This is a genomic window from Pelagicoccus mobilis, from assembly GCF_016595505.1.
GTDB lineage: Bacteria > Verrucomicrobiota > Verrucomicrobiia > Opitutales > Opitutaceae > Pelagicoccus > Pelagicoccus mobilis.
In genome coordinates this window covers 101,266-124,932 of the sequence record NZ_JAENIL010000010.1, presented here as the reverse complement: position 1 = coordinate 124,932, position 23,667 = coordinate 101,266, and the positions used below count along the sequence as shown (strand labels likewise).

Annotated in this window: 18 protein-coding genes, 1 tRNA gene and 2 pseudogenes; 7 read left to right on the top strand and 14 right to left on the bottom strand. The window is 54.0% G+C overall.

The window, feature by feature from the left end:
* Positions 1-115 precede the first annotated feature (115 nt).
* The 6 genes and pseudogenes from JIN87_RS07080 to JIN87_RS07060 form a co-directional block, all read right to left on the bottom strand.
* Positions 116-1,402: a nucleotide sugar dehydrogenase gene (locus tag JIN87_RS07080; RefSeq protein WP_200354840.1), complete on the bottom strand. Its 1,287-nt coding sequence runs from the start codon at positions 1,400-1,402 to the stop codon at positions 116-118.
* Between the two features lie 22 nt (positions 1,403-1,424).
* Positions 1,425-1,919, bottom strand: coding sequence for a glycosyltransferase (locus JIN87_RS29020; protein ID WP_378924207.1), 495 nt, complete (start codon positions 1,917-1,919; stop codon positions 1,425-1,427).
* Between the two features lie 96 nt (positions 1,920-2,015).
* Positions 2,016-2,489 (bottom strand): annotated as a pseudogene (locus JIN87_RS29015) (UDP-N-acetylglucosamine--LPS N-acetylglucosamine transferase); the annotation flags it as partial.
* Between the two features lie 177 nt (positions 2,490-2,666).
* Positions 2,667-3,041, bottom strand: a complete 375-nt coding sequence (locus JIN87_RS07070; protein WP_200354838.1) for a four helix bundle protein — start codon at positions 3,039-3,041, stop codon at positions 2,667-2,669.
* Positions 3,042-3,093: 52 nt separating this feature from the next.
* On the bottom strand, positions 3,094-5,454 hold the full coding sequence (locus tag JIN87_RS07065; RefSeq protein ID WP_200354837.1) for an exopolysaccharide transport family protein: 2,361 nt from the start codon (positions 5,452-5,454) through the stop codon (positions 3,094-3,096).
* A gap of 297 nt (positions 5,455-5,751) precedes the next feature.
* On the bottom strand, positions 5,752-6,834 hold the full coding sequence (locus JIN87_RS07060; RefSeq protein ID WP_200354836.1) for a lipid II:glycine glycyltransferase FemX: 1,083 nt from the start codon (positions 6,832-6,834) through the stop codon (positions 5,752-5,754).
* Positions 6,835-8,000: 1,166 nt separating this feature from the next.
* Here JIN87_RS07060 and JIN87_RS07055 point away from each other — a divergent pair.
* From JIN87_RS07055 to JIN87_RS07035, 5 genes and pseudogenes are all read left to right on the top strand, one after another.
* Positions 8,001-8,942, top strand: a pseudogene (locus JIN87_RS07055) (ISL3 family transposase); the annotation flags it as partial.
* Positions 8,943-9,321: 379 nt separating this feature from the next.
* Positions 9,322-9,534, top strand: a complete 213-nt coding sequence (locus tag JIN87_RS07050) for a hypothetical protein (protein WP_200354834.1) — start codon at positions 9,322-9,324, stop codon at positions 9,532-9,534.
* Positions 9,531-9,773, top strand: coding sequence for a hypothetical protein (locus tag JIN87_RS07045; RefSeq protein ID WP_200354833.1), 243 nt, complete (start codon positions 9,531-9,533; stop codon positions 9,771-9,773). Before JIN87_RS07050 ends, JIN87_RS07045 begins: the two co-directional genes overlap by 4 nt.
* Before the next feature lie 1,250 nt (positions 9,774-11,023).
* Entirely contained in the window at positions 11,024-12,487 is a 1,464-nt protein-coding gene (locus tag JIN87_RS07040) for a fibronectin type III domain-containing protein (RefSeq protein ID WP_200354832.1), read from the top strand.
* Between the two features lie 475 nt (positions 12,488-12,962).
* Positions 12,963-13,050: transfer RNA gene (locus JIN87_RS07035), tRNA-Ser, on the top strand.
* A 461-nt stretch (positions 13,051-13,511) separates the two neighbouring features.
* Here the strand turns inward: JIN87_RS07035 and JIN87_RS07030 are convergent.
* The 7 genes from JIN87_RS07030 to JIN87_RS07000 all read right to left on the bottom strand — a co-directional run bounded on the left by JIN87_RS07030 (position 13,512) and on the right by JIN87_RS07000 (position 20,611).
* The gene (locus JIN87_RS07030; RefSeq protein WP_200354831.1) at positions 13,512-15,734 is read right to left on the bottom strand and encodes a xanthine dehydrogenase family protein molybdopterin-binding subunit; all 2,223 of its coding nucleotides are present in this window, start codon (positions 15,732-15,734) and stop codon (positions 13,512-13,514) included.
* Between the two features lie 52 nt (positions 15,735-15,786).
* Entirely contained in the window at positions 15,787-16,245 is a 459-nt protein-coding gene (locus JIN87_RS07025) for a (2Fe-2S)-binding protein (RefSeq protein ID WP_200354830.1), read from the bottom strand.
* Positions 16,246-16,475: 230 nt separating this feature from the next.
* Positions 16,476-17,129 carry an energy transducer TonB gene (locus JIN87_RS07020; RefSeq protein ID WP_200354829.1) on the bottom strand — a complete coding sequence of 218 codons (654 nt, stop codon included), beginning with the start codon at positions 17,127-17,129 and terminating at the stop codon, positions 16,476-16,478.
* A gap of 167 nt (positions 17,130-17,296) precedes the next feature.
* Positions 17,297-17,950 carry an energy transducer TonB gene (locus JIN87_RS07015; RefSeq protein WP_200354828.1) on the bottom strand — a complete coding sequence of 218 codons (654 nt, stop codon included), beginning with the start codon at positions 17,948-17,950 and terminating at the stop codon, positions 17,297-17,299.
* 39 nt (positions 17,951-17,989) lie between these two features.
* Positions 17,990-18,613 (bottom strand): MotA/TolQ/ExbB proton channel family protein, encoded by a 624-nt coding sequence (locus tag JIN87_RS07010; RefSeq protein WP_200354827.1) that lies wholly within the window; start codon positions 18,611-18,613, stop codon positions 17,990-17,992.
* A 307-nt stretch (positions 18,614-18,920) separates the two neighbouring features.
* The gene (locus JIN87_RS07005) at positions 18,921-19,640 is read right to left on the bottom strand and encodes a lipid-binding SYLF domain-containing protein (RefSeq protein ID WP_200354826.1); all 720 of its coding nucleotides are present in this window, start codon (positions 19,638-19,640) and stop codon (positions 18,921-18,923) included.
* Positions 19,641-19,912: 272 nt separating this feature from the next.
* Entirely contained in the window at positions 19,913-20,611 is a 699-nt protein-coding gene (locus tag JIN87_RS07000) for a LuxR C-terminal-related transcriptional regulator (RefSeq protein WP_200354825.1), read from the bottom strand.
* A gap of 294 nt (positions 20,612-20,905) precedes the next feature.
* On the opposite strand from JIN87_RS07000, the gene JIN87_RS06995 reads away from it, so the two are divergent.
* Both JIN87_RS06995 and JIN87_RS06990 read left to right on the top strand, forming a co-directional pair.
* Complete coding sequence (locus JIN87_RS06995) at positions 20,906-22,063, top strand: response regulator (protein WP_200354824.1); 1,158 nt, start codon at positions 20,906-20,908, stop codon at positions 22,061-22,063.
* A gap of 101 nt (positions 22,064-22,164) precedes the next feature.
* Positions 22,165-22,440, top strand: a complete 276-nt coding sequence (locus JIN87_RS06990) for an SWIB/MDM2 domain-containing protein (RefSeq protein ID WP_200354823.1) — start codon at positions 22,165-22,167, stop codon at positions 22,438-22,440.
* 335 nt (positions 22,441-22,775) lie between these two features.
* Here JIN87_RS06990 and JIN87_RS06985 read toward each other — a convergent pair whose 3' ends face one another.
* The gene (locus JIN87_RS06985) at positions 22,776-23,612 is read right to left on the bottom strand and encodes an endonuclease/exonuclease/phosphatase family protein (RefSeq protein ID WP_200354822.1); all 837 of its coding nucleotides are present in this window, start codon (positions 23,610-23,612) and stop codon (positions 22,776-22,778) included.
* Positions 23,613-23,667: the final 55 nt, after the last annotated feature.

Sequence of the window (23,667 nt, the reverse complement as noted above, 5' to 3'; positions counted from 1 at the left end):
TGGTGATTGCAGATTAGCGATCCGAGTGAAACGAGGTGATAGGCGGAAAGCCTTCGTTGGAATGTACGAAGGCTTTCTGCTGTTAATCGGCTTTTTGAACTATGGATTGAATCGTTTAGGCCTTCGTTACTTGGCCTGGTTGTGTGGAAACACCAGAGAGGGCGTTACGCGTATCGATGATAACCGGACAGGTGGCTACAAGCTCATCATAATCGACTTCTTGGTGGTTGGTGGAGATGATCACAGCGTCGAAGCTGGCGAGGTTTTTCTTGCTCCATTCGATGGACGGGGTCCCTGTCCATTTCGCGTGCTCGCGCGTCATTGGAACGACGGGAACGTGGGGGTCGTAGTATGAGATCTCGGCACCTTTGGATTGTAGTTTTTCGAGGAGAATGTAGCTTGGGGATTCACGATCGTCGTCGACGTTTGGCTTATAGGATAGTCCTAGGATAAGGATTTTACTGCCGTTGATCGATTTCTTTTGGGCGTTGAGAGCATCTGCTACCTTGCTGATTACGTAATCAGGCATGGAAGTATTGATTTCGCCAGCGAGCTCAATAAAACGGGTGCTGTGTTCGTATTCGCGGGCTTTCCAAGTAAGGTAGAAAGGGTCGATCGGGATACAGTGTCCTCCAAGTCCAGGACCTGGGTAGAAGGGCATGAAGCCGAAGGGTTTGGTTTTGGCCGCATTAATAACTTCCCAGATATCAATATCCATGGCGTCGAAGATCATCTTGAGTTCGTTAACGAGGGCGATGTTGACGGATCTAAATATGTTCTCGGTGAGCTTGGTTGCTTCAGCCGCACGGCAGGTCCCGACGGGGATCATTGTGTTGATCGCTTTTGAGTAGAGCTCGATGGCTTTTTCTTGGCATTCCGGTGTGTACCCGCCGACGACCTTCGGAATTATCGCTACCTTACTGTCTGGGTTGCCCGGGTCTTCGCGCTCAGGAGAATAGGCGAGGTAGAAATCGGTGCCGGCTTTTAGGCCTGACCCGTTTTCGAGTACCTCGCGGAGTTCGGTGTCAGTAGTGCCAGGGTAGGTCGTTGATTCAAGGGTGACAAGTGTACCTGGCTGTAGGTGTGGAGCGATGGCTTCTCCCGTCCTCAGTACGTAGGAGATATCGGGTTCGCGGTTTTTGTTGAGAGGGGTTGGAACGCAAATGATCGCCGCTTTGCATTCTTTTATTCGGCTGAAATCGGTGGAGGCTTCGAAGAGACCGCTCTCTTTCATTTGGCTGACTGCTTCAGTGCCGATATGCTTGATATAGCTTTCGCCTCTATTGAGGAAGTCTGCCTTTTTTTGATCTATATCAAGGCCGAGAACCTCGACCCCTGATTTAGTGAATTGGATAGAGAGTGGTAGGCCAACGTAGCCTAGTCCGATTATTGCAGTTTTCATAGGGATGTTTTGGAAGATTCTTTTATGAGAGGGAGAATGAGTTCAGCTTTTTCGTTAGTTCATTACTTGCCCACTGGGGAATGTCGCTGCTGGAGGCGTTTTTGCTAAGCTTTTCGAGCTTCTGTTTTAGTTCGGTTTCATCGAACGCCACTTCTATTATTCCGAGTTCTAAAAGGTGGTTGGCTGTCGCTATTTGATGATCGTTGCGCGTTTCTCCAAGAGACCCATGTCTCGGGAGCGTAAGTATGGGCTTTTGCTGCCTAAGTGCGCTCAGTATTGTTCCCATACCGGTGTGGGCCACGACATAGTCGCAGTTCGATAGGCGGGTTTTGAATTCTGATGGTGTTAGAAATTTTGTGTATTCAAAATATTGGGGCGAATAGTCGGAGTTACCGACTTGAGCGAAAATTTCGACCTTGAGTTTGGTTGAATCCGCCCACTCGTCCATCGCCTTAAGTAACCGGTCAAAGGGGACATCGCTACCAACGGTGACGAAGATACGGAGAGGTTGATCCAATGGCTGATGGCTGATGGCTGATCCGCCTTCTTTTTGCTCCGGCGTGACAAGTTGCTGATCTTTGCCGCTAGGGACAGTGGCCGCTACCTGATCTCCGAGGACGTTGCCGTAGAAGTGTGGACCCTCGGGGTGGGCCAAGTGTTTCCATTGTGTGAGCCAGAGGGTCGCGTGTTTGCCAACTTTAGTCCCGGAGAGGGAAAGTTCCTCTGCATTTGCGATGCTATCGATCCAGACCGTTTTTTTTCTGAGGAGCTTTCCGATGCGAATTGCGAAATAGCCGGGTGCTGCTCCCGTTGTTATAATTGTATCTGGCTGGATCTTGAGGATCAGGCGAAAAATACCCCAAGCGCTCTTTAGAAGTTTGATTTTATCCCAACGTGTGCCGTCTGGAATTCGGTAAAACTCTTCGCTTACGACCTCTGATTTGTAGTCTTCTTGTGTGGTTGCGTAAACAATACGAGTACCCTCAAACGCAGGGCGGAGACGCAAAAGCTGGACCCAGTGACCTCCAGCTGAGGCGATGGCCAATACGGTCCGTTTGCGGACCTTATTGGATGGCTGATGGCTGATGGCTGATGGCTGATGTTGGCCTTCGGCCAAGGGCTCGTTGCTCATGGCTGACGACTCATCATCTGCTTGACTGTTGGATTTTACAGGCACTGATTTATTGAAAATGGCTGATGGCTGATGGCTGATGGCTGATGGCTGATGGCTGATGGCGATCTTCGATCAGCGGAGTGCAAGGTGCTATTGCTTATCCTTGTTTTGTAGATAACGCATTAGTCCAGCTATCTGTGCGGAGAGGTCCTTGAAGGACTCGTTGAGTTCTATTTGTTCTGATTCTGTTATATAATCGATATCAAGTGCGACGTACAGTTGCGCGCGAACCTCACCTGCGGAGCCCTTCGCTATACTGAGGAAGTTAATGAACTCCTTGTCTGATTTACGCTCAAAACCTTCAGCTATATTTGAAACTATCGAAACAGAAGCACGCTGGATTTGATCTTTTAACCCACGGTCATGGGCAAACTCACCTGCTCTCGTCTTCAAATAGATTGACGCAGTCAGTTTTCTGGCGAGCTGCCAGATCGGTAAGTCTTCAAACGTGTCGTAGTGTGCCATGGTTTTATAGATAAGTCATTAGCCATTAGTCATCAGCGATCCGCGTAAGTTATCAGGATTGCGAAAGCAGGTCTTGTTCTAGCTTACGCGGGACATGGCTTTTGGTTTTGTTCAGGATGCCGCCGAGGTGGGCTTTGGAGTCTGATAGTAGCTCTAGTGCTTGGTTGGCGACGTCGCGGTTGGTTTGCTCTGACTCCATAACCATGAGTACGACGTCCATGAATGAGGCGAGGCGAGGGGTGGAGCTGATAGGGCTCACGGGTGGCATATCGAAAATGATATAGTCGAAGTCGCTCGCTCTGAGCTTTGGCATCATTTTGTTAAAACGTTGCGGCATGATACGTGGCAGTTTTGTACCATTTGTACCCTCAGCTACCACGTATAGATTGTTTTCTACCTTGGCTTCGTTTTCCGAGTCTTCCTCCAGGACTTCGTCTAGGTTCAGAATGTTTTTCCCGTTGTAGAATTGCTGGGCGGTTTCGTGACCGAGGGTCATGTCTACGAGCAGTACGTTACCTTCGCCGATCTTGGAGAGACTGCCTGCGAGTCCAGAAGCGATAGTTGTAACGCCTGACTCCTGACCCAGTCCGGTCATGGCAATGAGTTTTGGCTTATGGGTTAGGTTTTTGCTTTCGAAGTAGGTGATTACCTTGTCGCGCAGAGCGTCGAAATGTTCGTTGAGAGCATGTTGGTCATCCCAAGGGGCTATGGTGTCGACGGTTGGACCGTCGCCGTTCCCGTAGGCTTCCGGCTTTGAAATGGCTGCTGCTTGCAAGGTGGGGGACTTGGGCTTGTACTCTTCTTTTTTCTTACTGGCTTCTAGTTGCTTGATTTTGCCTGCCTGGAGAAGGTGCTGGCGATTTGCCTTCTTACTCGCCTTGCGGAACCGCTTATCGTTGAGGTCGGGCATGCTCATGAAGAGCGGGATGCCGAGGTTCCGCTGAATCTCGGTGGGGCGCTTGATGGAGCGGTCGAGGAGAAGATCGACCAAAAGTGCCCAAACGAGTCCGATGACACCGACACCTCCCGCCACGCCAGCGGTGAGCTGCAGTTTCTTTTTATTCTCAACTTTGCCCAGCGAAGGTGCTTGGATGATGCTGATATTGTTGGTCTTGCCCGCACGGAGATCGTCTTCAAGACGGGCACTCTCTAGGCTTACTACAAGGTTCTTGTAATTCGTTTCTTCCAGCTCGCGACGTCGTTCGAGCTCATTGATCTCGACTTCCGCAGAGTCGATGCGTGCGGCCTCTTTGCGGAGTTCTTCGAGTTGCGACCGGAGCACATCGGAGCGAGAGGTCAGGGCGCGAATACGGATTGATTGGGCACGGACCTCTAGCTCTGGGTTCAGACCGGTCTGAGTACGCGTGTCAGAAGTAATAGCAGTGGCGCGAATATTTGGGTGTTCATCGACGAGTGTATCCATCTTTTCTTGCGCATCACCGATCTTGGCTTGAATCGCTTTAACGCGAGTATTCTCCGGCGTGAACTGAAGAAGTAAGGCCTGCTCTCGCGAGCGCATGACGTCCATTGATGCACGCAGGTTCTCGTATTCCTCAATCGCTTTTGACAGCGCGGCCAGTTCTTCGCTGCTTTGCTGTTTTTCTTCTTCAGATTCTTGCTCGTTTGATACGTTGCCGAGCCCTGTTGTTTGTAGATCCTTGAAAGACTCGAGGGCACTTTGATATTCAGCCAACTCGGCGTCTGTTCGGAAAATGGCCTGTCGAATACGAGCAATCTCTTGGGAGAGAGTAATCTTCGCGTCAGTCAGATTGATAACGCCGGCCTTTTGGCGGGCCCGTTGGAGTTCTTCCTCTGTTTTGGCGAGGCGAGTTTTCAGTTGGTCGGTTTGTTGTATCAAGAAGTTGTTGAAGTTCTCGGATGATCGGTGCGTTTCGACGTGCTTCTCCAGGTACTCTTCGATTGTAGCCTGGAGCACCTTTTGAGAAACTTCGGGGTCGTTGTGAGAATAGCTGAGTTGGATAACGCTGCCTGTACTTTTGATACCCATGCTCCCGGTAATTGATTGAGCTGCTGATAGTATTAGTTGCTCATTAGTACCAATTACATCATCTCCGATTATTGTGTTAGGGGCGAGTTTTTCTACTACAGAAAAAGCAATATCCGAACTGCGTAGAATCTCTAATTCCGCACTCATTACCCGATCGCCGCGTCCACCGGGGCTGACGGTGTTTGCGTTGTCGAGGGTGACGAAGTCCTTGCTCTCTGTTACGTAACGTACCAGTAGTTTCGCATTGGATACGTATGGGAGCGGCATGAGCTTGTAGACTGCCGCACCCGCTACCAATCCGAGCACGAAGAATAGCACGATCTTCTTCTTATGGCGAAAGATCGTATAGATGATATCGCCGGGAGTTATGTTTAGGCCGCTAGATTGTTGTGAGTTATTGCTCATGGGATCTGAGATTGAAGATGGAAGATCTAAAATTGAAAATTGATTCTAAACCGCGGAGTGCACGGAGGACACGGAGCTTTGATCGGGTTGTGTTGTGTTATTAACCACGGAGGACACGGAGTTTTGATTAGGTTGTGGTGGCTGACTTCGTCGGATTACTGATTATCGGTTGTAGATTGAGCGGCTTGTCGCGGCGTAGCGTTTAGCGGAGACGGAAGCGAGTTTCTTTACCGCTAAGTTCGCGGAGGTCGCGAAGTTGTTTGGTGTTTAGATTATCGATTTGAGCGATAGCGAATGCTATGCAATATGTTTGTATAATATCGTTCCGGCGAGTTGGGCTAATGGGCGGGGGAGTTTTGAGAACACTTTGTTGTGCCAGCCGTAGACGTCGTCGCTCATGGGGATGGCTTTCTCTTGTTTGAGATCGTAGCGGTGGTAGTAGGTGAGCCGCTCCTTGGAACCCCAGGTGTTTTTGTATTTTCGGAGACCAGCGTTGTTGAGGGAGTTGCGGCCTAGATCCATTGATTGGAAATTGCGTTCCGCATAGTGCTTCATGGCTTGCCACATCACGTAGTTGTTGCAGCGGGTTTCCTGGAAGCGGGTGTCGGAGGCACCGTACTTGTAATGGACATTTTCTCCTTGTTCGAGGTAGATGCTGCTGGCGGCTAACTCGTCTCCGACAAAGGCGGAAACGATCGTGCCTCGTCCTTTCTCGATGAGGGCTTGGCGGAGGTTCTCGAAAAAGCAGTAAGGCTGGGGAGGGAGACCATGGCGCCTCCGCGTGATGCTCTGGAGAGCGTAGAAGCCTTTGAGGGCAGCGGGTGAGCTTGAGAACTCGATTCGGACTCCCGATTTCTCGGCTTTGCGAATGGCGCGGCGCGCGGAGGAGGCCATACTGGCGAAGACTTTGTCGGGGCCACCGCTCAGATCGACGACGTGGTTGTAAAAACTGAGTGAGGGTGTCTCTATGTTCAGTTTGCGAATGTCCCCTCGGAGCTCAATGTAGTCCCAACCTTGGAGTTGTCCTTCGGCTCTTAAAGCTTCGTAAAGATGGGGAACGTCCTGCTCGTTTGGCGCGTAAGCACGGCAGATGTCGAAAAACGGGAGGGAGATCGCTCGCGTGCCGGTCAGGAGCGATTTAACGATCATGAAGGGCATGACTGCCTCGATTTTGCCGCTTCGTTGCAGGATGACTAATCGTTTCTGGTAGCCGTAAGTCTTCTCGAGCAAGTCTTGCCAATCTTGGCAGAGAAAACGTGAGGATTCGTCGATGCTAGCTATAGCGTCACCCCAAAGCTGTTCATCTGCCGGGCTAGTAACGCGGCAGTCTGTCTGGGATCCTAGATGAGGCGAACGAGCGTTAGTCGCGTCTGAACTCATCTGGTTGACTGGAGGTAGAGGACGCAAAGAAGAATAGAAGCTAACCCCGCTTTGCTCGTGGAGCTTCGAGGGACAGGTGGTTGTTGATGAAGTGAGATTGGCACAGAATATGGGGGAGAGTGGAGATGGATGGCTAATGGCTAATCCGCCTTCGAATTGATACGGCGTGATAAGTGGCTCATGGAAGATGTCGGATGGAGGTTGTGTTCAGTTTTTTTGACCACGGATTGCACAGATGGACTCAGATGTTTTGGGATCGGTGTGCGTGTGTGATGTTTTTCTTAACCGCGAAGATCGCGAAGGACGTGAGAATATTGATGTTTGGATTGTTTTTCTTTCGTTGCGGCGTAGATGTGTCGTCGGACTCGGTAGGGATTAGCGATTAACGATGAGTGATCCGCAGCAATAGATGCGGCGGCTTTATGAGCTTTTTTACGGAGTCCTTGAAGGAAACTTGAGCGTTGGTGTTGGATTGAAGTGTCAAAAAACTTGTCACTTTGCGATTTGCTCGAATTTGGGCGGCCTCAGGAAAACTTTGCAACTCGGAATGTGAAACCCTGCAAGCGATGAGAGAAAACCTGAGGCCGCCTTGCGGCCGAGATCGGGAAAAAGTTGTTAACCGCTAAGGACACAGAGATCGCTAAGTTTGATTACACACTTGGAACATGTTGGAACCGCTAAAGGACGCTCATGATCGCGAAAGGGGATGGATTGAGGGTGTATTGTCAGGATCGCCTGTGGCGATATAGGTGTCGCGGGGCGACGGCAGGTTTTGTTTTAAACCACGAAGGGCACGAAGCTCGGTAAGGGGGCTTGGTGGCTGAGTCGTGATCGGCGATTCGGGGTCGCTAGCGGGGGAGGTGGTCGGGTTGCGCGCTTTTCGCCATTCGTTCGCGATGCTCACTGGAGAACGCGGAGTTTTTTTGGGGGCTGTGCTTTCTGAGCGGGAGTTGGGGCGAAGCGACTGGCGAGGAGGCGAGCGGAACGATCCGAACATACTGGAGGGTAGGACGGGATTGTTTTTATTTTGGGCACCAAGAGGTACCAAGAATCGGGGTGGTGGAGGACCTTCGTTTTGACGAATGCAGACAGTGCAAGAGCTTGGGAGCTTTATCGTGGCATAAATTTTAGGTTCATCACCAAATACAGTGGAAAGGCAGTAGCGTGAAGCGGTCGATTGGCTGCACGGTTCCAGCCAGATGACCAGCAGACTGGTCCGCTGCGTCGAAGAACTTTGCAAGGTGCTGCCAATCAAGCATGTATCTACGTTAGTCGGCTTGTCTTGGAACACGGTCAAACGCATCGACAAGGCGAGGCTGATACGCGAGTTGCCTTCGATAGCATGGGGCGAGGTACGTCGCTTGGCCATTGACGAGTTCGCGCTGCACAAGGGGCATCGCTATGCCACGGTTGTCGCCGACGCCGATACTCGGCAAGTGCTGTGGGTTGGTGAAGGCAGAAGCCGCCTGGACTTGCGTCCCTTCTTCGAGCAGCTCGGCGAGTATGCCAAGTCGATAGAGGCGGTGGCGATGGACCAGAACAGCGCCTTCGACCTGGAGGTGAAGCTTCATTGCCCGCAGGCCGAAGTGGTCTACGACCTCTTCCACGTCGTGGCCAAGTACGGCCGCGAAGTGATCGACCGTGTGCGGGTGGACCAGGCCAACACGCTTCGATCCGACAAGCCCGCCCGTCGGGCGGTGAAGCGCAGCCGCTGGCTTCTGCTCAAGAACAGGAGCAATCTAAGCGGCAAGCAAGAGGCTAAGCTTGAAGAGCTTATTGCGATCAACCAGCCGTTGGCGACGGTCTACGTGCTGAAGGAGCAGCTCAAGGAGCTGTGGCGTTGCCGCAACGCTTGGGAAGCCTTCAAGCTTTGGCGGCAATGGTGGCGAAGCTGCCGGGAGTCCGGGCTGAAGCCCTTGATGGACTTCGCCCGCAAGTTGCTGCCTTACCTTCGCGGCATCCTAGCCTCGGCGAAGTACCCGCTCAACACCAGCGTGCTGGAAGGGATGAACAACAAGATAAAGGTGATCAAGCGTATGGCCTACGGGTATCGGGACATCCAATACTTCTTCCTGAAGATCAAACACGCGTTCCCCGCAAAATGGTGATGAACCAAATTTTATGCGACTGTAGGTTTTTTTAACCACAGAGAGCACAGAGAGCACAGAGAGCGCAGAATACGCAGAGGGGGCTTGGTATTTTTTCTGCGAAAATCCCTGAGAATTCGCTGAAGAGGCGAGCATTGCGTTACCGAGGAGCTTTTGGTGGCTAAAAATTCCAGTTCAGGAGAAGACCTAAACGCCGCTAGGCGCCTATTTGCCAAGCCAATCGGACACGCATTCTCATCGTGTTTGGCTCCGTGAACTCTGTGTCCTCAAGCGGAGCGGGCGGTTGATCATGTCTGATTTCAGTCAACTGCGGATGGTTCAGCGTTGCTTGTGCCTAAAAAGGAATTGCCGTGTTCTGAGTGGCTTGTAGCTTGGGTGTATGCAGAAAGCTCGTGTTAGGGAGACAGTCGATGCCTTGGGGCGCGAGGAGAGAGTTTACCTTGAAGCGTACCTAAAGGTTAAAAACCTTACCGAAGATACTGATTTCAAAGGTAAGTCTGCAGAACGATTGAAAGCGATGAGAGACGGGGAGGCATTGAGTTCTTCTGCTCTCAAGGAGTTGAGCCAATCTCTTGCAGATAAAGGTCTGTGAGTTACGACTGGGATGTTTCAAGGCAGGTTACGGAGCGTATTCTTGGCCTTTCAAAGTCGTCGCGAGATAAGGCGATAGCATTGTTTGATTCATTGGCAGCTAATTTGGAGAATGCTGCCGAGGCGAGTTTCGAAGATGTTGATGGTGTTACTCATTACGTTGTCACTTTCGGACCTTCAGCGGTGACCTATGTGGTCGACCATGCGGTAAAGCTTGCCCATGTTGTTGCCTTCGAGTGAGTTGGGACAGTTTGTTGATTTTTTGGGAAAGTGGGTCGTTTTCTATCTGAAATCTGAGGCAGTGAGTTTCTTAACCGCTCAATGCTGCTTAAAGGGGGGGAGCTATTGCCACTTCCGAGTGCAGGCGACAGGAGGTGCCGTGGGTGTACTACGACATGTTTCGTCATCAATTCCTCAAGTGCCAGCCTCCGGCTTCGGTACGAGGAACGAAACACGATAGTGACGAAACAAAAGGCGCCAAGAATCGGACTGTTGGAGGACCTTCGTCACGACGAAGGCAGTCAGTGCAAAAGCTTTGGGTGGCTAAGGATTCCTGCGCAGGAGAAAACCTAAATGCCGCTAGGTGCCTATTTGGAGAAGCCAACCTGACCCACTCTCATCGTGTTTGGCTCCGTGAACTCTGCGTCCTCGAGGGAAGCGGGTGGTTGATAATTCCATTGCTGGATCATCTGCTGCTCAGCGTGCTGAGCATATTGTTCCGGCTTCGCCGGATTGTTAATTTTAACATCGGCAGCCTTGCTGCCTAATGCCGCGTGGCGGCAACATTGTCCTGCTTTGCGGGCGCAGGTGATCCGTCTTCACTTTGTTTCCGCCTTCTCTTCGATTCGGCGAGACTAGCCGCCGGGACAAGTAGGTGTGTGCGGGAATTGTCAGGCCCGAGCGTTGCTCGATGTAGGTGTCAAATTCGCTGACGCTAGGCCTTAGGACCTTTTGCGAAGCACCTCTTTGGCGGGAGCCAACCTGACTGTGTGTTTCCTTAGCAGTGTGAGTGTTGAAGGTGGAGAGGTGGGGATTGGTCAGGTTCGCCTGGGGCGAAGTAGGTGTCGCGGGGCAACGGTAGGTTTTTCTTTAGCCACTTCCGAGCAGAGGCGACATGAGGAACGATAGTGACCAAACAAAAGGCGCGAAGAACCCAGCATTTTGATCCAGTCTTATAAGACTGGAGGGGGGGCGCGGAGGTTGGTAGAGAGCAAAGTGGAGAGAACTGAGCTGGGGGCGCTCTTCGTGGTAGATGTGAGGGGCTGATTCTATTTCCTGTGCGGAGGTGCTTGTCATTTTTTGGACCGCTGCCTGTGGGCTCTTGATTTTACAATTTATTGCCCACACGGGACGGGTGGCGTAAGTCCGCATGGGGGCGTGGGAGTGGCGCCTAGTGGGGTTGCGTAGCTTTTGCTCAGGAGGGAGTGAGGTTCCTCAAATTGAGGCGGGTGCCTTCAGTGGTTGGGTAGAGAGGCGAACTGTGGGGCATCATGAGAAGCCCACATATCTCGCAGTTCAGAACCTTTCGCCAGCCGTTGTGTTTACTGAGTTTACTCCTTCTGGGAGTGGTCGGGGCGTGGTCTGCTAGCGCGGGGCAATTATCACTCACTTGGCAGGACAATAGTGATAACGAAGATGGTTTTGAGGTTGAGAGAGCGTTGGTGGGAGAATCGTTTGGATTGCTCTCTACAGTGGGGCCGGATTCGGAGAGCTATGTGGATGACGCGGTTGTTCCAGGGCTTGAGTACGAGTATCGGGTGAGGGCTTTTAACGCGTTTGGCTACTCCGGATATACTAACGTTTCGGTTGGGGCGGCTGCTAATTCTGCTCCGGAAATAGGGGAGATTGATAATGTTTCCATGTTGAAGGGCGAATCGGCTCCTGTTGCGGAGTTCTCTTTTGCTGATGCTGAGTCGTCTGCTTCCGATCTGTTGGTCGAAGCGATTTCTTCGAATTTGTCTGTTGTACCCTTGGATGGGATCTCGGTGGAGTTGAGAGACGACGGGAGAGGCCACGTTGTTGTTGAGCCTCGGTTTACTGCTGGGGCGGCTGACATCACTGTGATTTTGAGCGATGGGGCTGAGGCGGTGCAGCGTGTGTTTTCTTTCGAGGTCTTGAACAATTTGGCTCCGACTATTTCCTCGGTTTCTGCGGTCGAGACGTTTGATGGAATGTCGGTCGCTCCGGTTGGATTTACTGTCTCGGATAAGGAGTCTGATGCGTCTGAGTTGCTTGTTACGGCTAGCTCATTGGATGAGTCGCTTGTTGCTTCAGATTCGATAAGCATCGGTGGCTCGGGTAGCAACCGTACTGTGGCCTTCGAGACGCTGCCTGACGTATCTGGCACTGCTACCATTAGGCTTACGGTCAGTGATGGCGTGAACCAGACTCATGGGGCATTGCAGGTTGCAATCACTCGAAACCGGGCTCCTGAGCTGAATGGGCTTGAAGAGCTTTATACGATCGAATCGGGCGGGCGTTTGTCTGGTGTTGCTTTCGATGTCGCTGACGTTGAGACCGCAGTTGGAAATCTCGAGGTAGATGTTCGTTCCTCCAATTCTGCTATCGTGGGGCCGATCGGGCTTCGCTTGGAGGGTACTGGAGCGAATCGCACGCTGGACGTGACTCCGAATCAAGGCGCGTATGGATCGGTTGAGATTACGGTGTCGGTTTCTGATGGCGGTAAAACGACTTCGCATACCTTCACGCTGCGTGTCCTTCCGCCTGAAGCGATTGTTAAGATCCTCGGTTTCTCTATCGAAGAGCGCCTTGCGGTGATCGAAGTGGAGAACCGTCCTAACGCAACCTTCTCACTCTGGAAGATCCACTCTCGGGATGGTGCCTGGGAAAAGGTGGATGCTGCGGAGATCTCTGCTGACGCAACGAGTACGATCATCATCGACCTGACGCCTGTTGAGTCTGCGGTTTGCTATCGTGTGATCGCGAGCGAGTAGGGGCGTTTCTTCCCACGAATGCTTGATTAAGCATGTCCGCCAAAATGGGGCGGACATTGGTGGGATCCTCCTTCGCTGATTGCTACGGCGAGACGAGAGCGTCTGATGACGCTTGGAGTAGGAGGCATTTTGTGTGTCAGGATCGCCTATGCGATTTAGGGGTCGCTTCGCGACTTTGGGTCTTTGGGATGTTTTTCTGAACCACCGATGAAGACGATTGGAGACGATAGCTTTGGTTTGGTGCGGCGTGGATGTCGATGGGTGGAAACTGTCTTTAGGTTGGTCGGATTAGAGCTTTTTGTTGTTTTCCTGAAGTCCGTCGTTGACAGATATTTGCCGCGAACTATCCGTAGCTCCTTCGACTAACGGAGTACCGAGCTCTTACGAGCGACACTCGAGCGAAAGCGAGACAATGGCAGGTATTTCAGAGGTTGAAGAACGCAGGGTGGAACTTCACGGTTTCGCCTAGACCAACGGAGAGATGGCAGAGTGGTCGAATGCGGTGGTCTTGAAAACCATTGAGCCGAAAGGTTCCGGGGGTTCGAATCCCTCTCTCTCCGCCACTTTTGAAAACTCCCAATCAACGATTGGGAGTTTTTTTTGGGGCTCGTTCGAGGGATTGTATCTTTTGTCTTCGCTTCGAGTGTCGTCACTTTGTTCCGCGGTGCTCTCTGCCGCTTTTAGGCGTCCCTGACACGGGGCGCCTTTTTAGTGTCTACTTTCGAGGGATTCGTGAATCCTTTGCCTCCTCGCTCACCGCTTGTCGGGTGTCGTCGGCGTTTGCTTCCTCGGGTGCTCTCCGCCATTTTTAGGGAGGTCTTTTTGTGGATCCCGCCTCGGATAATGGGTTCTGTAGGTTTTACGCGGGCTGAAGCACCGCGCTACGGTTCGTGCAATCGGGGGGATGGTTCGCCGCTAGTGATGGGACGGCGAGTTGGGGCGTGGCCGCTGGGATAGCGGCCGCAACCTGTTGGTGACCTACTCTGGGGGGGCTTGGTATTGGCAACGACGTTGCCCTCCTGGGTTAGCTCCAGCTGAGGTCGGTTTTGGATAGGGGGAGGGTGCGGACTCTTACTCCGGTGGCGGCGTAGATGGCGTTGGTAATGGCTGGTGTTGTTGGGGGGAATGCTGGTTCACCGAGTCCCGTTGGGGGATTGTCGCTTTGGATGAAGTGAGCTTCGGTCTTGGGCGACTGGGAGATGCGGAGCATGGCGTTGTCGTCGAAATTGCTTTGGCGGACTTGGCCGCCTTCGATGGTGATCTCTTGCTGCCAGGCGGCGTTGAGGGCGTCGAGCATGGAGCCGTGCACTTGGTTTTCCGCTCCGGACATGTTGATGACGGGGCCGACGTCGACTCCGGCTACAAGTTTGTCGACCTTGAGGGAGCCGCTTTGATCAACTGTGACCGAGGCTACGACAGCCACATAGCCTCGGTGGCTGAAATGGAAGGCAATGCCTTGTCCGCTGCCCTTGGGGAGCTTCTTGCCCCATCCTGCCTTTTCAGCGGCGACATTGAGGACGCCTTTCATGCGGGCGGTGTCGTAGGGGACTCCTCGCTTGCCGCTGGGCTTGACGGGACGGTCGGGGCCGAGGAGATCGAGGCGGAATTGAAGTGGGTCGGATTTGGCTTCGACGGCGAGTTCGTCGATGAAGCTTTGGATGGCCCAGGCGATCGAGCAGCTGCCGGGGGCGCGCCACCAGCTCATGGGGACGTTTGTGGGAAGGATGGTTTGGCTGAGGCGGGCGTTGTCGACGAAGCGGTAGGGGAATTCGTCTCCGCCCATGTTGGCTCCTCGGCCTGGCTTTTCATCGGTGTTGAGGCCGAGGGTGACGAAGTGGTCGGACCAGGCGGAGATTTTGCCGTCTTTGACTGCTCCCTTGAAGTGGTGCCAGCCGGCGGCGCGGTAGTAGTCGTGCTTCATGTCCTGCTCGCGGGTCCAGGTGAGTTTGACTGGGGTGCCTTCGAGTTTGTGAGCGATGGCGGCGGCTTCGCACATGAAGTCGGAAACGAGGCGCCGGCCGAAGCCTCCACCGATGCGGGTCATGTGGATGACTACGTTGTCGTCTTCGAGGCCGTACATTTCTTTGATGCGGCCGTGTCCGTCGCCAGGGTTTTGGGTGGGGCTCCAGATTTCCATGACGCCGTCTTTGTATACAGCGGTAGTGTTTTGGGGCTCGAGATTGGTGTGTGAGAGAAATGGATACTCGTAACTGGCTTCGAGTACTTTTGAAGAGTTGCTGAGTGCAGTGTCTACATCCCCGTCGGAGCGACGTTGCTTGCCGGGTTCTGAGGCGAGGGCTTGGGCTTTTTCGCGGTAGAGGAGGGAGTTCTCCTCGTTGGCGGCGGGTTCGTCCCAGATAATTTGTAGGCTTTGCTGGGCTTTGAAGGCGGTCCAGGTATCTTGGGCGATGATGGCGATACCGGGCACGAGTCCGAAGATGTCGTCGCTACCTTCGACTTGGAAGGCGTCGACGACGCCGGTCATTTGCTTGATGGTATCCAGGTTTGCGGTACGTGGTTTCCCTCCGAATACGGGACAGCGAACGTAGCTGGCGTAGAGGAGCCCTTCGTGTTGTTCGTCGATCCCGTAGATTGGGGCTCCGGTGACGATGGAGTGGTTGTCGACGCCGCCGATGCGTTTGCCGAGGAGCTTGAAGTTTTTGGGATCCTTGAGTTTGACGGAGTCGACGGACGGGGCTTCGAGGGTGGCGGCGATGTCGACTAGGTCTTTGAAAGCGAGTTTCTTCTTGGACTTCGCGTGTTTGACGTAGCCTTGGTCCGCCCGGCATTCGTCGACGTTGACGCTCCATTTCTGGGCGGCGGCTTGTTCGAGCATGGTGCGGCCGACGGCTCCGATTTTGCGAAAATTCATGTAGTGCCCAGGAGTCGCTCCACTGCCGCCAGCTCCTTGCCAGCCGGGAAGACCCTTGACGAAGCCTGCTTGCTCGATGCTGACGTTTTCCCAGGGGGCTTCGAGATCTTCGGCGATGATCATGGGAAGGGACGTTTTGATTCCCTGACCGATCTCTGGGTTTTTGGATACGAGGGTGATGAGGCCCTGGGTATCGATTTTGATGAAGAAGTTGGGCTTGAAGACTGTTGCGGCTTGGGTGGCTGCGGAGGCCTGGCGAGTGGGGAAGAGGGCGCTGAGGAGGAGACCGCCACCGGCGAGGGCGCTGGCTTTGACGAAGTCGCGACGGGAGGTCTTTTGATTATTGATGGAAAATTGCTGATTGCTGATTGTCATGGTGGCTTGAGGAGTTCGGGGTGTGTTTTGGCAATGACGGAGCATTGCCCTCCTATTTTGAGGCGGCGGTGTGGATGGCTTCGCGGATGCGGGTGTAGGTGGCGCAGCGGCAGAGATTGCCAGACATGGCGGCGTCGATGTCTTGGTCGCTGGGATTCTTGACGGCGGAGAGCAGGGCGGTGGCGCTCATGATCTGGCCGGATTGGCAGTAGCCGCATTGGGGGACGTCGTGTTCAACCCAGGCTTCTTGGACTTTGCTGAGTTTTCCGTTTTTGGCGATGCCTTCGATGGTAGTGATTTGTCCGGTGGCTGCCGCGGCGACTGGGAGTTGGCAGGATCGGGTGGCGACTCCGTTGAGGTGCACGGTGCAAGCGCCGCAAAGGCCTTTGCCGCAACCGAATTTGGTGCCGACTAGGCCGAGGTGGTCGCGAAGGACCCAGAGGAGAGGAGTGTCGTCGGATACGTCGACGGTTTGTTTCTGTCCGTTGATATCGAGTGTGTAGCTGCTCATGGATTGATTGGGTTCCGGGGCTCAGGTGCCGGGTTCCCGGGGGATTAGGTTGGGAGAGGCTTGGGGGTAGTTGGTTGAAGGGGAGAATGTTGTGTTGTGTGGTGCCCGCAACAGCTGAGGTATGCACGTTTTGATTTGGTACGTTTCAGATGTGCTTCCTACTTCATCTGAATGCAAAAAAGCCGCCTGTTATTTAGGCGGCTAATTTGGATCGTCTGTTTTAAGAATCTCTAAGGTCGGAAATTGACCTCGAGGCTTACGAGGGTTGGTACGTTTTTGCCGTTCTTTTGGCCTGCTTGCCACTTTGAACGGGTGACGGCGTCGATGGCGGGCTGCTCGAATTCGCGATGCGATGACCCGGTGACGCGTGCTCTGGAGACTCGTCCGTCTGGTCCGATCACGAATTGTACGACTGCGTGGCCGGAGGTCTTTGATTGCTGGAGCGAGTAGGGGTAGAGCGGCTTTACTGCCACGAGGACTCGAGGCTGTTTGTCGAGCTCGCTCGGTAGGAAGTGAGTGATGGCGGTCGCTCCCTTGTCGAGAAAGGACTTTCCGGCGTCCACGGCTACTTTTACTCCTCCATCGGTAGCGTTGATGATCAGGGCGAGCTGATCGATGGTCATGGGAGGAGGTGGTTCCTCGATGACGGGTTTTTCGATTTCGGGCTCAGGGGGAGGAGGGGGCGTCTTTTCGAATTCGATCGTCTGAGGGGGATTGTCGTGAGTGGTGATGGGAGTCGGTGGTGGTTCTGGAGTTAGCAGTCCAGGAAGGGTGCTGAGGATGGGGAGGATCGAAAATACCGCGACGACGCAGGCGGTTCCGAGGGCGAGAGCTTTGAGGTGGTTTTCAGCTCGTGGGGATGCGGGGGCGTAGACTTCGTTCATACGATTCCTTTGTTTTGAGGTTCGGGGTGAAGGTTGTGTATTACAAGTGTAGGATATGGGGCGGTTTGTCAATCCTACGGTTGTAGGATTTGGGGAGTTGTTATGGGCACACAAAAAAAACGGCCGCTCGATTGAGCGGCCGTTTTGGAAAGTGGACTGACTGGTCTCTATGGGGAGAAGTCGATTGGGATACGAACCTTACAGGCAACGGGCTTGCCGTCTTTCTGCGCTGGGTTCCAGGTGGAGCGCTGTACACACTGGATCGCTGATTCTTCGAACTCGCGGTGAGTGGACTTGGTGGCGCGAACGCGGTGTACCTTGCCATCCGGGTCGAGTACAAACTCTACCACCACGCGGCCCTTGGTCTTGGACTGCTGCATGGAGTAAGGGTAGAGCGGGGTCGACATGACGAGAGCACTTGGCTTTTTGTCAACGTCGGCGAGAGAGAAGATCTGCATGCCTTCGAGGGCGTCGATACCGGTGTTGAAGTCGCCAAAACCGAAGTCACCTACCGCGTCGCCAGAACCTGGGTTGAGGGCCATTTCCAGCTGGGCGAGAGTCATTGGAGGAGGTGGCTCTTCCATTTCTGGCTCTTCCATTTCCTGCTCTTCTTCTGGTGGAGGCGGTTGGTCCTCAGGAGGAGGAGGGGGAGGCTGGACTGAGTTGTCCTCGGTGCTTACGAGGACGGCTGGTTTCGCGAACTTCCCGAGGTATTGCATGAAGGGGAGAACGGCGAAAACGGCGGCTGTGAACACGATCGCGACGACTGCGTTCGAAAAGAAGTTACCGGTTTGGTTTGAAGGTGTGTAATTAGAGCTCATAGCGGCTGTAATTTAGATTTTGTACGGGGCTCGCTGGCGTTAGCCTTTTTGGATGCCGCTGAAGTGCTGCAGTGAAATGCTCTCGAGGCGAACGAGGAAGCTTTCGTAGTCCAGCACCTTTTGCTTGAGGTAGTAGGTGAGGAAGTAGCCTGGGATCGCGAGAACGAGACCCATCTGAGTGGTGATGAGGGCGACCTGGATACCGCTTGCCACGATGGAAGTGGTGCTCTCGGAGCCGCCGAGGGCGATACCGTAGAAGGTCGTCAACATACCGAGAACGGTACCGAGCAGACCCATGAGCGGAGCGGTGTTGATCATGATCTGCAGAAAAGTGATGTTTTGCTGAAGGCGTGGGATCTCGGCGATGCGGATTTCGGAGAAGCGGTCCTGGATCTCTTCGACCGAGTTCACGCCGTCCTGGGAGTAGCGGATGATCTCGCCTACGGTTCCCTGGGCCTTGCTTGGGTCGGAAACCCACTGCTCGCAAGTGGTGATGGAGGTCTTCTTGTGATTTCCGCGGGAGAAGAAGAGCAAGAGGCGGCCTCCTGTGTAGAATGCTACCAGCCCTAGGAGAAAGAGCGGAATCATGACCCAGCCGCCGGAATAGATAATTTCCCAAGCGTCGATTAATGTATCAGTGAATGTGCTTTCCGAATTTTGCATCGAGGTAAATGAGATTTACGAAAGGGGGCGTCGGTTCCTTCCAATTCGGGCTTGAGGGGAAGCAAGCTTTGTAAGGGGAGGGGTTGAACGTTACTTTTCGGGTGATGGTTGAAATATCCTTATCAAGGTGAGTCAAGGCGTAACCCCGAAGATTGCTCTGACCGGTTAAGGAAGGCGTTCAGGGGCGCTTGGATGGGTTCGAACTTAATGGGACATGGCCTCTATAAACCTGTTTCCTACAATTGTACGTCAAACCTATTTTTGAAAACTTTCCCTTAACCAATGAATTCACGGGAGTAGGCCGCGCTTATCGTTCGAGGCCGGTCACCTCGATGGAATCGAGCAGCTCGAAGAGCTCGATGAGAGAGTCTGGGGTATCGAGGTCGGGGGCTTCGATGATGTGGGTGACTTCGAATTTTTGTCCGTAGGAGCTTTCGTTTGCCTTGTTGTCGGGCAGGAGGAAGCCGCCCTCGAAGGATGCGCCTGCGTAGTAGCCTTCAAATGCGGTGTAGGCGAGCATGTCGGCGTCTTGGCCGATACTCGATTCGCTGTAGGCTCCGGTCGGGCCGCGTACGATGTTGGCGTCCACGCCCAGTTGGAATTTCTCTTTCTTGAGCATTTCCAGGGCTCGGTCTTTTACGACGAGCAGGACGACGTTGAGCTTTTGGGCTCCGAGTTGGAGGCCGCCGCTGATTTCGCCGGTTTTGAGCCAAGCGGGGGCGCCCCAATAACCTTCTGGATCGCGTTTGGCTACGATGCCGAATCCGCCGGAGGCGCCGAAGATTACGCCTGCCTCGTACTGTTTCAGTACAATGACGGCCTTGGCTTGGCGCATGATGTCAGCGGGGATTTGCGAGCGCTCGAGGGATTGGATGTCGCGAACCGAGGCTGCTAGCTTTTCGCCCCGGCGATCGAGTCGTTTTTGTTCGCGTTCTGTAGGGGCTGCGAAGGCGGGTAGCACGAAGACCTGCAAGAGGATGAGCCCAAGTGCGAGGATTCGGAGGGAGCTGTAGCAACTGCTTCTCAATGAAAGGGAAAGGCGAACGTTTCTCCTCTTATTGAGTCTCCGACTTCGGCGATCCGAGCAAGCTCCTATTTTAGGGGATGGTCCCTAGGTCTGTTTTGTTGGGTGGTTGGGGTGCTACTACTTGATCGGGGCTCTGCGGTGCGGTGGCGAGCGCCGACCCTACAAATTGATCAAAGTAGTAGGTCTGGATGTTGTTTGGGTACAGAAAACCCCGCTGGGATGTGGGGTCCTCAGCGGGGTTTCTCAAAACAAGAGACTTAAAGGGAGAGGCCTCAGGCCGGCATGGTGTAGGCGGCTGGCTTGCTTTGGCTTGGAAGTTCGATGATGCCCAGTTCGAAGGCGCAGCGGGTGAGTTCCACGGCGCTACGTGCGTCTAGCTTTTTCATGAGGTTCGCGCGGTGGGCCTCGATCGTCTTGACGCTGACTTCCAGCATCTCGGCGATTTGCTTGGTGCTGAAGCCTTCGGCGACGGCTTGCAGGACTTCGCGCTCGCGGTTGGAGAGGCGGTTTTTCTTTTTCGCTACGGCGCTGCCGACGAGGTGAGACTCGCGGAGGAGGCTGGCGCAGAGCGGGCAGAGGTAGCCGCTGCCGCTTTTAACTTCGCGGAGGCCTTCCTTGAGCTTCGAAGCGGAGGAGGCTTTGGAAATGATGCCGTGGCAGCCGAGTTCGAGCAGCTCTCGTATGGCGTCCGGCGTGAAATTGGAAGAGATGGCGACGAAGCGGGTGTCCGGGTGCTTCGGTCCGTATTGTCGGAGGATTTCGATGCCGTTCAGGCCGGGAAGGTACATCTCGAACATGACGATGTCGGGCTTCTCGTCGTCGCAAAGCTTGAGGGCTTCGCGGCCTTCGGAGGCTTCGCCTACGACCATAATGCCTGGGATGGTAACGGCGAGTGAGGATAGGAGGTCTCTCAGCATGAGTTGATCCTCCAATACGACCATGCGACTTGTCTGGTTGGTGGGTTGAGTCATGGTAGTTCGGGTTGGTTGGTTAGTTTGCTCGGCCTTGTGGTTGGATGGTGAGTGCCTATCTCAGCTTTCGCTTAGGGAGGATCGACGTGCTCTCCAGAACGGAGGGTAAACGCTTAGACTCTTGCCCAAACAAAAGGCGTCACGGTCCCTTAAGCTGCTCCGTTTAGGCTAGTTGTCAAAGGTGTTTAACATTTTTTTTAAATTTGAAGAAAATTGCGAGTCTTTTGCTAAAAAGTCGCAAAGGGTCGATAAATCAGGAAACAAACCTAGTGTTTTGCAGTTGAAAGACTTGCGATGAGCGAACCTTCGAAAAGAGACGCAACGGGACAGAACGAGGAGCTGCCAGTGGACTGGCGGCTGTTTTTGGTGGATAGCAGGCTGAAGGTCGTTTCGGCGACGGGCCCTTTGTCGGCGGATGATCCGTCGGAGGTGCTTGGCTACGATCTGGCGGACGTGCTGGAGGTGGAAGGCTTGCCGTTGGCGGATGTCGGGGAGTTGCTGGTTTGCTTGGAGGACATGCCGACGGAATGCGAGTTGAGGCTGAGGCTGGGGGAACCTGCGATCAGCATCGTGGCGCGGGGATTTGAGGAGAGTCGGGGGATTTGTTGCGTGGTCTTGCGGCCGAAGGCGGACCCTAGGTCTGAAAAGGTTTTGCCGGCGGCTTGGGATTGGGCGGTGAGGAGCGTGCGGAAGATGGGGTTGACGAAGCGGGATCCGAGTGACGCTCCGCTGCAGATTCTGGTGGTGGATCAGAATCCTGAGGTGGTGGAGTTCGGGAGAACGCTTGCCCGGAAGTTAGGTTGCCGTTCATTGGGGGCGTCTTCGGCAGGGGAGGCCTTGGCTCAGGCGAAGGCTAACTGTTTCGACCTGGTGCTGGTGGACCATTTGATTCCCGGAGTGGGGGCTCAGGTTTTGGAATCTCTACTAATAGAGAGAGGGGAGCGTGATTGGGGCCGGGCTCCGTTAGTGGCGGCGATGGCTTCGGATGTAACGAAACTGTCGGGCTCGGGGCAGATCGCGATCGAGAAGCCGATTTCGATGGGCGAGCTGGGCGAGGTGGTGCAAATCGCCAAGCGGCAGCGAAAGGAGACGGCGGAGCAGGGCGGAGCTTCGGGTGGTTTGCCTGTCCTGGATATTGGAGCGTGGAAGGATGATCTTCCTTTGCTGAGGCGTTTATCTAAGGCGTTGGTGGCCCAGGGGGCTGAATTGTCGCTCAAGTTGGGAGAGAGCACTGTTTTTTCCGAAAAGAGCCAGTTTCTGGAGGATTTGAAGTCGCTCAAGAACGGGGCGGATATTCTGCGGGCGCGTCGTTTGTCGGCGATTTGCGGGGAGATTCTCGATTCGGTTTTGCTGCTGGGAAGGAAGGCGAGAGTGGCGAAGCTAGACAATTTGCTGATCGAAATCGAGGGCTTCCGCCTATTCGCTGCTGGTCAAGGGCTTTTGCGCGATTAGGTAACGAAATCCGCTGAGCATGAATTTTGTGGCTCAAATAGGCGTTTAACCCGCTAATTTGGGTTGATTCGCACACCGCCAGTCGTATCCAAGGAATCCTTATGGCAAAATCTTCTTCTTCAAAACCAGCCAACGCGGCTTTCATGAAACCTGTTACTCCTGACGCTGCGCTTTCTGCAGTGGTAGGTGCTGACCCTCTCCCACGTACCGAGCTTACCAAGAAGCTTTGGGACTACATCAAGTCAAACGACCTGCAAAACCCAGAAAACAAGCGTGAGATCATCGCTGACGACAAGCTCAAGGCTGTTTTCGACGGCAAGGAAAAGGTTTCCATGTTCGAAATGACCAAGTTGGTTTCTGGCCACATCGTTAAGTAAGGCGAAACCGAAGCACTTTAAAAAACGAGAAGCCCGGGGCGTACGCTCCGGGCTTTTCTGTGGAAACTTGACTGGTATCGACCGGTGTTTGTTTCTCTCGTTCTTATTGGGGTGTAGGGTTCCTTTTTCGGCCTAGGGACGAAAGGGATTCCGCGGCGTCCGGCGGGTAAGGGGTAGGCCATTCGCTGCGTGTTGATTGGAGGGATGAGTTAAGTGGATTCCTGCGTTCAGGTCAAGAACCCTTCAGTTCTGCGGGAAAATGCCCCTAGCTGAGCTGAGCCTACTTTGGGCTGTCGGGGCGTCGGCCGCTATTTCCGTTAGATGATCGAAGCTTGTTAGGTGGCGGTTGCCTCCTGAGGGGATGGGCTCGGCGTTTGAGTTGGCCAGTGGAGAGGGGCTGAGAGAGTCGTTAAGACCGGTAGGTGGTCGGAGGCGAGGCAGCGGATGACCTCGGTCGTTTTGGCCTCGAAGGGGGAGGCGAGCAGGATGAAATCCAGTCCGCGCGAGGGAAAATGGGAGGGGAAGGTACGTTCCCGCTTGGGGTAGTAGTTGTAGTCCTCCTTGTGGGCGGAGCGTTCGATCAGCTGATGCAAGGCGTCGCGGGATGAGCGAGAACTCGTATTGAAGTCGCCGCAAATGATGGGAGGAAGGTGGTAGGGGTCGGCTAGGCTTCGCTGGTGAATGGAGGCGAGCAGTTTGTCGACCTGTTGGAGGCGGGTGCGACGTGACCGGAAATCGAGATGAAGGTTGATCACGTCTATTTCGCGGCCGTCGACGAGGAAGCAGGCTTCGAGGAAGCCTTTCTCGCCGAGCTTCTTGGAGCCGAAGGTTACGACTTTCCAGTCTTTGCATTCGTGCTTGGAGAGGAAGGCGTTTCCGTATGCGAGCGGCTTTCGTCCGTCTCGCCGATTGTGAATGCCGTGGAGAGAGACTGGGTATTCGGTGGCGGACTGGAGGTAGTCGAGCAAGTTGATGTGACCGTTCCAGTGCGAGGACGCGTCGATTTCTTGCAAGGCGACGATGTCTGGCTGGTGCTCGCGGATGATATGGGCGATCCGGTCGAGGTTTTTGAAAATGCTCCGAGCGCTGCTGAAGCCTTGGTAGAGCGAGAGCCCTCGCCCGTGGGCGATGTTGAAGGTCATCAGTTTGATCTCTCGTGTTTGCGACTGCATCAGCTAGGTGTTTAACGCTTTAGACAGTCTATCGAATTCTGCGAGCGAGGAAAGG